Annotated in this window: 11 protein-coding genes; 6 read left to right on the top strand and 5 right to left on the bottom strand. The window is 70.6% G+C overall.

What is annotated here, in order from left to right; translation table 11 throughout:
• Positions 1 to 35: 35 nt before the first annotated feature.
• Together ACEN9V_RS17250 and ACEN9V_RS17255 are read right to left on the bottom strand one after the other, a co-directional pair.
• Entirely contained in the window at positions 36 to 1,385 is a 1,350-nt protein-coding gene (locus ACEN9V_RS17250) for an MFS transporter (protein ID WP_281265306.1), read from the bottom strand.
• Between the two features lie 29 nt (positions 1,386 to 1,414).
• The gene (locus ACEN9V_RS17255) at positions 1,415 to 2,548 is read right to left on the bottom strand and encodes a zinc-binding dehydrogenase (protein WP_413601342.1); all 1,134 of its coding nucleotides are present in this window, start codon (positions 2,546 to 2,548) and stop codon (positions 1,415 to 1,417) included.
• Between the two features lie 129 nt (positions 2,549 to 2,677).
• Here ACEN9V_RS17255 and ACEN9V_RS17260 point away from each other — a divergent pair, with 129 nt between their 5' ends.
• Both ACEN9V_RS17260 and ACEN9V_RS17265 read left to right on the top strand, forming a co-directional pair.
• Positions 2,678 to 3,475, top strand: coding sequence for a GolD/DthD family dehydrogenase (locus ACEN9V_RS17260; protein WP_413601343.1), 798 nt, complete (start codon positions 2,678 to 2,680; stop codon positions 3,473 to 3,475).
• A gap of 83 nt (positions 3,476 to 3,558) precedes the next feature.
• Entirely contained in the window at positions 3,559 to 4,521 is a 963-nt protein-coding gene (locus ACEN9V_RS17265) for a sugar-binding transcriptional regulator (RefSeq protein WP_413601344.1), read from the top strand.
• A gap of 150 nt (positions 4,522 to 4,671) precedes the next feature.
• Here the strand turns inward: ACEN9V_RS17265 and ACEN9V_RS17270 are convergent, their stop codons facing one another.
• The gene (locus ACEN9V_RS17270; RefSeq protein ID WP_413601345.1) at positions 4,672 to 5,199 is read right to left on the bottom strand and encodes a DinB family protein; all 528 of its coding nucleotides are present in this window, start codon (positions 5,197 to 5,199) and stop codon (positions 4,672 to 4,674) included.
• Between the two features lie 211 nt (positions 5,200 to 5,410).
• Here ACEN9V_RS17270 and ACEN9V_RS17275 point away from each other — a divergent pair, with 211 nt between their 5' ends.
• Positions 5,411 to 6,916, top strand: coding sequence for an MFS transporter (locus ACEN9V_RS17275; protein WP_413601346.1), 1,506 nt, complete (start codon positions 5,411 to 5,413; stop codon positions 6,914 to 6,916).
• A 539-nt stretch (positions 6,917 to 7,455) separates the two neighbouring features.
• Here ACEN9V_RS17275 and ACEN9V_RS17280 read toward each other — a convergent pair.
• The gene (locus ACEN9V_RS17280) at positions 7,456 to 8,505 is read right to left on the bottom strand and encodes a GTP-binding protein (protein WP_413601347.1); all 1,050 of its coding nucleotides are present in this window, start codon (positions 8,503 to 8,505) and stop codon (positions 7,456 to 7,458) included.
• 44 nt (positions 8,506 to 8,549) lie between these two features.
• On the opposite strand from ACEN9V_RS17280, the gene ykgO reads away from it, so the two are divergent.
• A complete protein-coding gene (gene ykgO, locus ACEN9V_RS17285) occupies positions 8,550 to 8,672 on the top strand; it encodes a type B 50S ribosomal protein L36 (protein ID WP_022905672.1) in 123 nt (40 codons plus the stop codon).
• A gap of 26 nt (positions 8,673 to 8,698) precedes the next feature.
• Positions 8,699 to 9,355, top strand: a complete 657-nt coding sequence (locus ACEN9V_RS17290; protein WP_413601348.1) for a histidine phosphatase family protein — start codon at positions 8,699 to 8,701, stop codon at positions 9,353 to 9,355.
• A 141-nt stretch (positions 9,356 to 9,496) separates the two neighbouring features.
• On the opposite strand, the gene ACEN9V_RS17295 is transcribed toward ACEN9V_RS17290, so the two are convergent.
• Positions 9,497 to 11,239, bottom strand: a complete 1,743-nt coding sequence (locus ACEN9V_RS17295; protein WP_413601349.1) for an FAD-dependent oxidoreductase — start codon at positions 11,237 to 11,239, stop codon at positions 9,497 to 9,499.
• Positions 11,240 to 11,421: 182 nt separating this feature from the next.
• Between ACEN9V_RS17295 and ACEN9V_RS17300 the strand changes: the two genes are divergently transcribed.
• Positions 11,422 to 12,384: a sugar-binding transcriptional regulator gene (locus ACEN9V_RS17300; protein WP_413601350.1), complete on the top strand. Its 963-nt coding sequence runs from the start codon at positions 11,422 to 11,424 to the stop codon at positions 12,382 to 12,384.
• Positions 12,385 to 12,399: the final 15 nt, after the last annotated feature.

Consider the following 12,399-nt stretch of genomic DNA (forward strand, 5'->3'; position numbering starts at 1 on the left):
CGGGCGACGACGGGACGGCCGCCGTCGCCCGGAACTCAGTGTGCGCTCGTGGCCTGGGACGACGTTCGACCGTGCGCGCCCGTCTCGCCCTGCGGGACCTTGAGGAAGTGGATCATCACGAACGCGCAGGCGTAGAGGCCGACGAACGTCCACGTGACGGCCTGGCCGCCACCACCGAGGGCGAGGACCGCGGCCACGACACCGGTGCCGAGGAACGCCGCGCCGCCGGCAGCCGTGGTGTACATCGCCATCGCTGCGCCCTTGTGCTCGGGGGCGAGCGCCGGCATGATCGCGCCCATCGGGACGAAGCCGGCGAGCAGGCAGCCGAACACGCACCCGGCGATCACGGAGAGCACGTAGCCCCAGGTCGAGCCGGCGGGGACGAGCTGCGGGACGTACCACCAGGCGACGAGGCCGATCGCGGAGCCCATGATGCCGAACCACTTGACGGTGCGCTGCCAGCCGATCTTGTCGCCGACCCAGCCGAACAGGGCGTTCACGAGGATGTTCGTCGCGTAGACGCACACCGTCATGAGCAGCCACCGGCTCTGTCCCCAGCCGCGCTCGTTCGCGATGACGGCGGGCAGGACGACGAACATGCCGAACTCGGGCGCGGTGTTGATCAGGCGGACGAGGAAGCCCATCAGGATCTTCGGGCGGGTGGCGGTCAGCCGGATGCCGCTCGTCAGCACGCGCCAGGCGCTCTCGCCCTCCGGTGCGATCCGCGAGAACCCGTTCGGCAGCCGGACGCCGAACAGCAGGATCAGGAACCCGATCACGACCAGGCCGATCGAGGCGACCATCGCGCCGGTCTCGCCGACCGTGCCGCCGCCGAAGACCGGGATGGCCCCGATCGCGAAGAGCGATCCGAGCGTGGGCAGGCCGCCGGTGAAGGCGACGTAGAACCAGCCGACGGCCGAGCCGTTGCGCTCCACCGGCGTGGTGATGTTCACCCACACCAGGAAGGCGAAGGCGAAGAGCGGGTACCCGAAGCCGCGGATCGCGTAGGTGACCGCGGCGAAGGGCACGCTGCCGAGGCCGAGCGCGATGAGGAACAGGACCTCGAACACCACCCAGACCGCGAACCCGATGATCATCACCTTGCGCGGCCCGATCAGGTCGGCGAGGGCGCCGGAGATGTAGCTGCCGACCAGCGCGGCGAGGCTGTAGAACGTCACGATGGTCGCGACGGTGGCCTCGGGGGAACCGAGGACCGCGACCATGTGCGGCGTGATGAAGTTCGACTCGACGCCGTTCCCGGTCATGAAGACCAGGACGGCGAGGAAGCCGAGGGCGAGCGGGCGAGGGATGCCCATCTTGTCGAGGCGGCCCTCGACCCGGGGTGCGGTGGGCGCGCCGGTGGCACGCTGTGTCGTCGTTGACATCTGGGTTGACTCCTGTGGTCGCGCGGGGCTCAGGCCTGCAGGGACGGGATGATCGACACCTTGACGCTGGCGCCGGCGGAGTCGCCGACCAGGTCGAGGGCCTCCTGGAAGCGCTCGAGCGGGAACTGGTGCGTGCAGATCTCCGACATCGGCAGCGTCTCGGTCTCGAGCAGCTTGATCGCCGCCGGCCAGGTGTGCGGGCCGAGGTGGGCACCGCGGATGTCGAGCTCCTTGTCGTCGGAGATGATCGACCAGTCGACGGAGACGTTGTCCTTGAAGACCGAGTACTCGACGAACGTGCCGAGCTTGCGGAGCAGGTTGAGTCCCTGCGGCACCGCGGACGGGTGGCCGGTCGCCTCGATGTAGACGTCGGCGCCGTAGCCGTCGGTGAGTTCCTTGACGCGGGCGACGGCGTCCTCGTTCGCGATGTTGATCGTCAGGTCGGCGCCGACCTTGCGGGCGAGCTCCAGCTTGGCGTCGACGACGTCGAGCGCGATGATGCGCAGCGGGTTCTTCTGACGGGCACCGGCGATGGCGGACAGGCCGATCGGGCCGGCGCCGGCGATCACGACGGTGTCGCCGAACTTGATGTCGCCGCGCTCGACGGCGTGGAAGGCGCACGAGAGGGGCTCGGCGAAGGCGGCGACCTGGCCGGGCAGGGCGTGCGACACCGGGTGCGTCAGTGCCTTGGCCGGCACGAGGACGTACTCGGCCATCGCGCCGTCGTAGCCCTTGAAGCCGAACATGTCGTGCACGTTGCACATCCAGTACGCGCCCTCGAGGCAGTACTTGCACTCCCAGCACGGCACGATCTGCTCGCAGGCGATGCGGTCGCCGATCGTGACCTTGCGCTTGGCAAGCGTTTCGTCGTCGCCGGCGACGATCGTGCCGACGAACTCGTGCCCGGGGATACGGTCCTTCTCGGCCCACGCCGGGCGGTTCTCGTCGCCCCAGAACTTCGCGGCGCCGTGGTAGCACTTCAGGTCGCTCGCGCAGATGCCGACCGCGTCCGTGCGGAGCAGGAGCTCTCCGGGGCCGGGTGTCGGCACGGGGCGGGTCTCGAGGCGGTAGTCGCCAGGGCCGTGGACGACGACGGCACGCATCGTCGTCGGGATGGTCGTGTCGGCCGTGGTGCTGGCCGTGGTCTGCGTCGTCGTCGACATCAGCTGCTCCTTCGTTGGGTCGCTTCGGCGTCGACTGTACACCCCTCGGAACGTTTGTCCAGAACACAATTTCTGATAGGTTCGGCACAGCGGCACCGCAGCCGCATCGTGATCGCAAGGGAGCGCACCATGACCACCGACTTCGCCGCCGCACTCCGCCCCGGTCCGGACACCGTCGACCTGACGAACGACTTCACCGGTCGCACCGCGATCGTCACCGGGGGTGCATCGGGGATCGGCAACGCCATCGCCAGGGCGCTCGCCGAACGAGGTGCCCGCGTCGCGATCGTCGACGTCCGGTCCGACGGTGCATCGGATGCCGCCGCTGCACTGACCGGAGGCCACCACGCCGGATTCGGGTGCGACGTCACCGACGAGACCTCCGTCGCACGCACGATCGCCGACGTCGTCGACGGCTTCGGGCGCATCGACGTGCTCGTGAACTGCGCCGGCATCGTCGCGCTCGCCCCGGCCGAGGACCTCGAGCCGGGCGCGTGGGCGAAGACCATCGACGTCAACCTCACCGGCACCTACCGCGTCGCCCAGGCTGCTGGGCGTCACATGCTCGCCGCCGGGTACGGCCGCATCGTGAACATCGCGTCGCAGGCGGCACACGTCGGCATCGACGGGCACGCCGCGTACTGCGCGTCGAAGGCCGGCGTCATCGGCATGACCCGAGTCCTCGCCCTCGAGTGGGGCGGACGCGGTGTCACCGTGAACACCGTGTCGCCGACCGTCGTGCTGACGGACCTCGGCAAGGCAGCCTGGGCGAACGAGAACGGCATCAGGCACCAGGACGAGATCCCGACCGGACGCTTCGCGACCCCGGACGAGATCGCCGCGGCCGTGCTGTTCCTCGCCGGGGAGTCGAGCGCGATGGTGAACGGTGCCGACCTCCGGGTGGACGGCGGGTTCACGATCCGGTGACCCGCGCCGGGACTACGATCACGGTGTCCATCCGCGACGCCGGACACGTGGTCCGCGTCCACCCCGAGGGAAGGTCCCGCTCCATGTCCGCCGAGTCATCTCCCACGGACGCCGGGCGCAGCCGATTCCCGCTCGACACGGTGTACCAGGCCGCGCGGATGTACTACCTCGAGGACGCCACCCAGGTCGAGATCGCCTCGCGCCTCGGCGTGTCCCGGCCGACGGTCTCCCGACTGGTCGCCGAGGCCAGGCGCGCGGGACTCGTCCGCATCGAGGTCGTCGACCCGTTCCAGGACGAGACCGTCGCGCTCGCCGAACGGCTCCAGGTGGTCCTCGGGCTCCGCGCCGTCCACCTCGCCGCGGTGACGCACACGGCGACGCTCGGTGCCGACCTCGCCGCCCCGCTCGCAGCAGCCGTCGACGGCATGGCGCTCGTCCCTGGTGACGCGGTCCTGATGTCGTCCGGCCGCACGGTCTACGACGTCGCCCACGCCGGCATGCCCCCGCTCACCGGTGTGCAGCTCGTCCCGACGGTGGGTGGTCAGGCCGACCCGATGCCGTGGTTCCAGACGAACGAGATCACCCGGACCGCGGCCGAGCGCTCCGGTGCGATCCCGGCGTTCCTGTTCGCGCAGGCGCTGCCGTCCGAGGCGATGCGCGCCTCCCTCGACGAGGACCCGGCGTTCCAGCACGTCATCGGGCTGTGGAGCCGGGCGAAGGGCGCCATCCTCGGCATCGGCGCACCGACCCCGACCCGCGACGCACTCGCGCGGGGCGTCCCGGTCGAGGACCAGGCCTTCGACCGGGCGGCCGGTGACGTCTGCCTGAACTTCTACGCGCCGGACGGGTCGGCGATCGAGTTCCCCGGCAGCGACCGGATGGTGCGGACCTCGCGCGAGGTGCTCGCCGCGGTCCCGCACGCCGTGGGCATGGCGGTCGGGGAGTCGAAGGTGCCCAGCATCATCGGCGCCGTCCGCGGCGGCCTGGTCAACGAGCTGGTGACGGACGCCGCGACGGCGCGCGCGCTGCTCGACGCGTTGGCCTGAGCCACTCACCGGACGGGAGGCTCGTGGCGGTCCCGCCACGAGCCTCCCGTCCGCCCTGCATGTGCGCTCGCACCCGTCGCACCCGCCCTGGACGGCGGAAACGCGCGTCGGTGGGCGGAAAAACCGACCTCCGACGTGCGATTCGACCTGCTACGCGCGGTTGCGCCGCACGTCCCAGAGGTGGTGCACCGGGTCGTGTGCGTAGTACGTCGCGAGGCTCGCGACCGTGAACGCACTGCCATCGGATCGCAGCCCCGTGCGGGAGAGCTGGTCGTCCCGGACCTCGTCGAACGCCCGCGCCGCACGGTGTGCGGCCTCGCCGAGCTCCCGCGCCACGACCGTCGGGTCCTGCTCGCCGTAGCGATCGACCTCGGCGGTGGCGTCCTGGTCCCAGTTCGGGAAGGTCGGGGCGTCCTCGGCGAGCATGAGCTCCAGCCGTTCGGTCATCTTCCGGTGCACGTCGCGGACGTGGGCGCCGTACTCGAGGGGCGACCAGGTGTGGTCGTCCGGGCGGTCACGGACGCCGTTCCGCGCGAGTTCCGCTGGCCAGCCGGTGGTGTTCGCCTCGATGATCCCCGGCACGTCGCGGATCGTCACCGTGCTGCCGTCGTAGCCGCACTCCGGGCACGCGGCCTCGATGACCCAGGTCCAGTTCTTCGTGTCCGGTTCGATCGCCATGACGCGATGTTATGACCTCGTTACGCAGGTCTGTGGTTCCCCATGGACACGCGGAAGCGCGGTGACCCCCGTCCGGGTGACACGCCGCTGCCTGTGAATCACCGGCCAATGACATTTCGGTTGCTCGGTAACGTTCGACGCCGTTCACGACCGGTTGCCCGAACCGGTCGAGCCCGGCGAACCGGCCGGGCGATGACCCGAGGAGCAGTGCATGGGTTCCGACCCCAGTAGTACCCCCACCCGACCGCGTCGACGGCTCCGCCAGAGCGACGTCACGGTGGTCGACAAGAGCATGATGCGCAAGGCCGTCGGCGGAATGGTCGTCGGCAACACGATGGAGTGGTACGACGTCGGCGTCTACGGCTACCTGGCCGTCACGATGGGGCGGGTCTTCCTGCCGACCGCCGAACCAGCGGTCCAGATACTGTTCAGTCTCGGTGTCTTCGCCGCGACGTACATCGCCCGGCCGCTCGGGGGGATCGTCTTCGGGCGCCTCGGCGACAAGATCGGACGGCAGAAGGTCCTCGCGACCACGCTGATCATGATGGCGGCGTCGACGTTCCTCATCGGAGCGCTGCCGGACTTCGCACTGATCGGTGCCGCCGCGCCCGTGCTGCTCGTCGTGCTCAAGCTGCTGCAGGGCTTCTCGACCGGCGGTGAGTACGCCGGCGCCACGACCTTCATCACCGAGTACGCGCCCGATCGTCGTCGCGGGTTCTTCGCGAGCTTCCTCGACTTCGGGAGCTACATGGGCTTCGCGCTCGGTGCGGCGGTCGTGTCCGTGCTCCAGGTCTCGCTCGGTGAGGAGACCATGACCGCGTGGGGGTGGCGTCTGCCGTTCCTCCTCGCCGGCGTGATCGGCGCCGTCGCGATCTACTTCCGCCTGCGCATCGAGGAGTCGCCGGTGTTCCAGGCGACCCAGGCCGCGCAGGCCGCTGCGACCGAGGCGATCGCGGAGGCCCAGGGCCGCCCGCGCAACGTCGTCGTGATGGTCAAGGAGCACTGGCGTCCGATCGTCATCGCCGTGATGCTCGTCGCGGCGTCGAACACCGTCGGCTACGCGCTGACCTCGTACATGCCGACCTACCTCACCGACTCGCTCGGGTACTCCGCGCTCGACGGCACGCTGCTCACGATCCCCGTGCTCGTGCTCCTCGCCGTGATGCTGCCGCTGACCGGCAAGCTGTCCGACAAGCTCGGCCGTCGCGTCGTGATGTGGATCGGTGCAGCGACGACCGTCGTGCTCGTCATCCCGGCGTTCATGCTCATCGGACACGGTGCGCAGTGGTCGACGCTGCTCGGTCTCGGGCTGCTCGCGCTGATGACCGCGCTGTGGGTGTCGAACCAGGCCGCGTCGCTGCCGGCGCTCTTCCCGACGAACACGCGCTACGGCGGCATGGGCTTCGCGTACAACATCGCGATCGCCGTGTTCGGTGGGACGACGCCGCTCATCGTGCAGGCGCTCCTGACGTGGACCGGCGACGAGCTGGCACCGGCGTACTTCCTCATGGCGATGAGTGTCATCGGCGCGGTCGGGGTGTTCTGCATGAAGGAGTCCTCGCGGCGCCCGCTGCCCGGGTCGATGCCGGCGGTGGAGTCCGACGCCGAGGCCCGCGAGCTCGTGCTCACCCAGGACACGAACCCGAACCTCGACCTCGGCGACCTGCCGTTCGCGGCCGAGGACGCCGCCCGCGAGGCGCGCGTCGGCGCGCGCTGAGGGCGCGCCGCGCGCGTCGGCTTGGCTGATCGCGCACCGGCGTGAACATCGCGCCCCGTGGCGCCGGGGGGCGGTGTCCGAAGCGGGGCGCGATCCCAGCGCGACCACCGACGGGAGGCGCGGTGCGAGTCCGACTTGCACCGCGCCTCCCGTCGGTGCGCGCGTCGTTCGTGGCGGGCCCGTGCTCCCGACTCGGAACGACAGCACCGTTGTCGTACGACAACGGTGCTGTCGTCGCTTGCGTGCGCGGACTGTTGCGGGCGCGGGGGAGCGACAGGGTCGCTGTCGTACGACAGCGGTGCTGTCGTCGCTTGCGTGCGCGGACTGTTGCGGGCGCGTGGGAGCGACAGGGTCGTGGTCGTACGACAGCGCCGTTGTCGTCGGTTGCGCGCGCCGAATGTTGCGGACGCGGACTGTTGCGGCCGCGGGGGAGCGACAGAACCGCTGTCGTACGACAGCGCTCTTGTCGTTCCGAGTCGGTTCCGGCCGACGGGGGCTGCACGGCGCACGCACGGCGCCGTCGCCCGCGCGGCGCCCCGTCAGTCGCGCCCGTGCTCGTGGTCGAGCGCCGGCCACGCGGGGAACGGATCCGCCCACGTGCGCCAGAGGTCCGGCCCCGCGAGCAGCTCGTCCGGCGTGAGCAGCGCCCCGTCGAGTGCGCGCTCGATGCCCGGGACGTCGAGCCGCTCCCCGACGAACCAGATCGCCTGCCCGATCGGGGCGTCCTCGTCCCACGACGGGTTCGCGGTGGGGTCGAGCGCGAGCATCGCCCCGAAGCTCGCCCACGACCCGACGTGATCGGGACGAGACGCCAGGCGGAAGAACCCCCGGGAGCGCAGCACCCGGCCGTTCACCCCGGCGGCGAGATCGTCCTCGATCACGGTCGCCAGCCGCCCGGGGTGGAACGGCAGCGGCTCCCGGTAGCGCAGCGTGACGAGGTCGTCCCGCGTGCCCCGACCGAGGTCCGCCCCGCTCGACAGCGCCCGCATCCACCCGGCTCCCGTCGCGAGGAGCCGCGCGGCGCCCCCGTTCGACGCCGGCAGGTCAGCGGCGGAGCGCACCCGGTCGAGTGCCACGATCACGGCGTGCGGTGCCATCCGGTGCAGCAGTGCCACCAGTGCGCGACGTCGACGCCCGGTCAGTCCCGCGAACCGGTCCAGGGCGATCACGGTCGAGTACTCCACGAGTGCGGCGACCCGGTCGGCCGCAACGAACGCGTCGTCCACGTCGGACCAGAGCAGGTGTGCGACGTCGTCGGCGCGGAGCACGGCCACGGCGTGCCGGAGGACCCGGTCGTCGCCGTGCTCGCTCCTGGCCGCGTTCGCGAGGAGCATCCCCACCGCGCGGGTGTCCGCTCCAGGGGCGAGGGTCACGACGAGGTCGTGCTCGGCATCGGGGCCGCACACCCGGTCGAGCTGGTCGGTCCTCGCGGCGATCGCCCGTGCCGCCGCGAAGGCACTCCCGGTGACGTGCATCCGGTGCCCCCGCTGCCTGCCCGTTGCGCCGGACGGGGTCGTCAGCCGGGCGGCGACGCGGTCGGCGTCGACCTCGTGGAGGGCGGACACGAGCGTGATGACGGCTGGTCGCATGTCAGCTAATGTACATGAAAACCGTTATCAACAAGGAGGCAACCGTGAAGGTCCGTAACTCGCTCAAGGCGCTCAAGAAGATCCCCGGCTCGCAGGTCGTCCGACGTCGCGGCCGGGTCTACGTCATCAACAAGCAGAACCCGCGGTGGAACACGCGACAGGGCTGATCGTCCGGGTTCCGTAGGGTGGCAGCATGCGATTGCTGCTCATCCGACACGGCCAGACCCCCGCGAACGTGAACGGCGTCCTCGACGCCGAGGTCCCCGGGCCCGGGCTGACGGAGCTCGGCCAACAGCAGGCCGCTGCGCTGCCGGAGGCCTTGGCGGACCGTGGCATCGAGAAGCTCTTCGTGTCGAGCATGATCCGGACCCACGTCACCGCCGCACCCCTGGCCGCGTCGCTCGGGATCGACCCCGTGGTGCTCCCCGGTCTCCGCGAGATCGAAGCCGGCGACCTGCAGGGTGCTCGGGACGAGACCTCCGTGCAGCGCTACCTCGCCGCCTGCTACGCGTGGGCGTCGGGGGAGCGCGAGGCCCGGATGCCGGGAGCTGAGACCGGCGAGGACTTCTTCGACCGCTACGACGACGCGATCCGGCAGATCGAGGACACCGGCGTCGCCGTCGCCGCGGCGTTCAGCCACGGTGCGGCGATCCGGATCTGGTCGGCCGTGACGGCACAGAACACGCCGAACGACCTCGGTGCGAGCCGACACCTGGAGAACACCGGGGTCGTCGAGCTCGAGGGATCCACCGCCGACGGCTGGCGCCTGGTCGACTGGGCGGGCGAGCCGATGGGCGGCGACGACCTCGTCGACCGGACCGCGCAGGACCCGACCGGCGAGCGGTTCTAGGTCGCGCCCACAGAACCGACCTCGCAGGCTCGGTCGGCGCTGGCGCCGCGCGCCGCTGGCGCGTCGCAACACGCGGAGCGCGCGCAGACAGGAGGCTCGGTGCCAGCTGGCACCGAGCCTCCCGTCCGTCTGTCGGCGCGTCTACGCGCGCGCCGGCGCCGCGGTCAGCGGCACGATCACACCGTGCGACTCGCGCAGCACGTCGAGGGTGCGCTGGACCTCGTCCGCACGCTCCTCCGTCGTCCAGCCGAGCACCCCGGCGAGCACGTCGGCGAGCTCGTCGAGCAGGTCGATCGTGACGCCACCGACGAACGCGAGGTTCGTGCGGCGGAGCACCACGTCGACCAGGTGCACGGCGTGCTCGTGCTCGGCGAAGTACGCGACCTCTGCCCGGGTGAGGGCCGGGTCGGACTCGAGCGGCTCGACCGGCCCGTCGGTGAGGACGTCGACGACCTCGGCCGCGCGGGTGCCGTAGCGCTCGAGCAGTCCGTCGACCAGCCCGGCGTCGAGCCCGTCGCGGTGCGACTTGATCCACAGCGCACGCTGGGCGTCGGTGGTCGGGAACTCCTTGCCGCCGCCGATCGCCATGCCGGTCGTGTCGACCTTGCGGGCGACGCCGAGCTTCGTGGTGGCCTCGGTCGACAGGTGCGCTGCGAGGGCGCGGAAGGTCGTCCACTTGCCGCCGACGAGCGACAGCACGGTGCTCTTCGGGAGTCCGGCGATCGGGGTGTCCACGATCCGGTAGTCACGGGAGACGAAGCCGGGGGCGGTGTCCTCGTGGCGGGGGAGCGGGCGGATGCCGGAGTAGCTGTAGACGATGTGGTCGCGCGTGACCTCGATCTGCGGGAACACGTGCTTGACGAGCCCGAAGAAGTAGTCGATCTCCTCGTCCGTCGTCGTGACCGGCTTCGAGGGGTCGGCGTCGATGTCCGTCGTGCCGATGAGCACCCGGCCCTTGAGCGGGTAGATCAGCACGATGCGGCCGTCGTCGTTCTCGAAGAACAGTTCACGACCCTTCGTGGCCTCGAGCAGCTCGTCGTTGTGCACGACGATGTGCGAGCCCTTCGTGCCGCCCATGAACTTGGTCTCGCCACCGAAGGCGCCGTTGGTCAGGTCGGTCCAGGGGCCGGACGCGTTGATCACGACGTCGGCCGTGAACACGAACTCCTCGCCGGTCTCGCGGTCGCGGAGCAGGACGCCGCCGTCGCGGGTGCCGGCTGCCTCGACGTAGTTGGTCGCGCGGGCGGTCGCGGCGGAGCCGGTCCCGGTGCCTGCGGCCAGGCCGTCCTTGAGCACGTCGAGCGCCAGACGCTCCGGCTCGTGCACGGAGGCGTCGTAGTAGGTCCCGGTGTACTTCAGGTCCTTGTTGAGGGCCGGCATGTCCTCGAGCGCCGCCTTCTTGGTGCGGAAGACGTGCTTCGGGACCGAGCCGCCGTCGCGCGAGAAGGAGTCGTAGATCGTCATGCCGATCTTGATGAGCATCGCGCCGCGCTCCTTGGTGGAGCGCTGCTTGTGCGTCAGCATGCGCAGCGGGGCGTTCATGATGCCGGAGAACGTCGAGAAGATCGGCATCGTCGTCTGCAGCGGCTTGACGTAGTGCGGGGCGATGCGGATCAGGCCGTTGCGCTCCTGCACGCTCTCGCGCACCAGGCGGAACTCGCCGTTCTCGAGGTAGCGGATGCCACCGTGGATCATGTGGCTCGACGCCGCTGAGGCGCCGGAGGCGTAGTCGCCGCGCTCGACGAGCGCGACGTCGACGCCCTGCAGGGCGAGGTCGCGGAAGGTGGCGATGCCGTTGATGCCGCCACCGACGATGAGGACCTGTGCGTTCGGGCGCTCGGTGAGCGATGTCACCGTGCGTCGGGGCTGCGTCGTCTTCGACATGTGCGTACGCGTCGCTTTCTGGGGTCGGTTCGCTGGGTTCGAGATCGATCGTGCGCCTTCGTGAACGGTCGGGCAACTTGCGTGCACGAACGTGCAGAACACCTGTGGTCCGGCCCGGAACGGGGGACGGGAGGCTCGACCGGGCTTGCAGACGCCGTGCACGTCCGTGCATGGTTGGCTCCATGAGCGATGCCGCCCAACCGATGCGCACCCAGCAGGCGCTGCGCGCCGCACACCTGTACTACCTGCAGGACCTGACGATGGACGCCATCGCCGACGAGCTCGGCACGTCCCGCTCGTCGGTGTCCCGGTTGCTGAAGCACGCCAGGGACACCGGGCTCGTCGACATCCAGATCCGGTCGCCGCTCGACCAGGCCGCCGCGCTCAGCCGGAACATCCGTGCACGGTTCGGGGTGCACGCGCACGTGGTCCCGGTGCCCGACCACACGAGCGACGTCGACCGGCTCGAGCGGGTGGCGCTGTCCGCGGCGAGGATCCTGACGCAGTACATCGAGTCGAACATGGTGATCGGGCTGTCGTGGGGTTCGACGGTGAGCGCCGTCAGCCGGTACCTCGTGCCGAAGACCACGCACGGCTCCACCGTCGTGCAGGTGAACGGCGCGGCGAACACCCGCACCACCGGCATCGTCTACGCGTCCGAGATCCTCCGGCGCTTCGGTGAGGCCTACGGTGCGCTCGTGCAGCAGTTCCCCGTCCCGGCGTTCTTCGACGACCCGGCGACGAAGGAGGCCCTGTTCCGCGAGCGTTCGATCCGGCGCGTGCTCGACCTGCACGAGCGGATGGACGTCGTCGTGTTCGGTGTCGGTGCGCCGCAGGCCCCGGTTCCCTCGCACGTGTACTCCGGCGGCTACCTCGACCCGGCCGACCGCGAGGAACTGACGAAGGCGAAGGTCGTCGGGGACGTCTCGACCGTGTTCTACCGCGCGGACGGGTCGTGGCGGGACATCGGCGTGAACGCCCGCGCCGGCGGCCCGGACCTCGACACCATCAAGCGGGCTCCCCGGCGCATCTGCGTGGTGGCGGGGCGCGGCAAGGCGGCGTCGCTCAAGGGCGCGCTCGCGGCGGGGCTCATCACGGACCTGATCCTCGACGAGAGCATCGGACAAGCCATCCTGCAGCCCTGACGATCCACGAGTGTC

Origin of the sequence: Curtobacterium sp. Curtsp57 (assembly GCF_047324335.1) — a bacterium.
In the GTDB taxonomy this organism is placed as follows: Bacteria; Actinomycetota; Actinomycetes; order Actinomycetales; family Microbacteriaceae; genus Curtobacterium.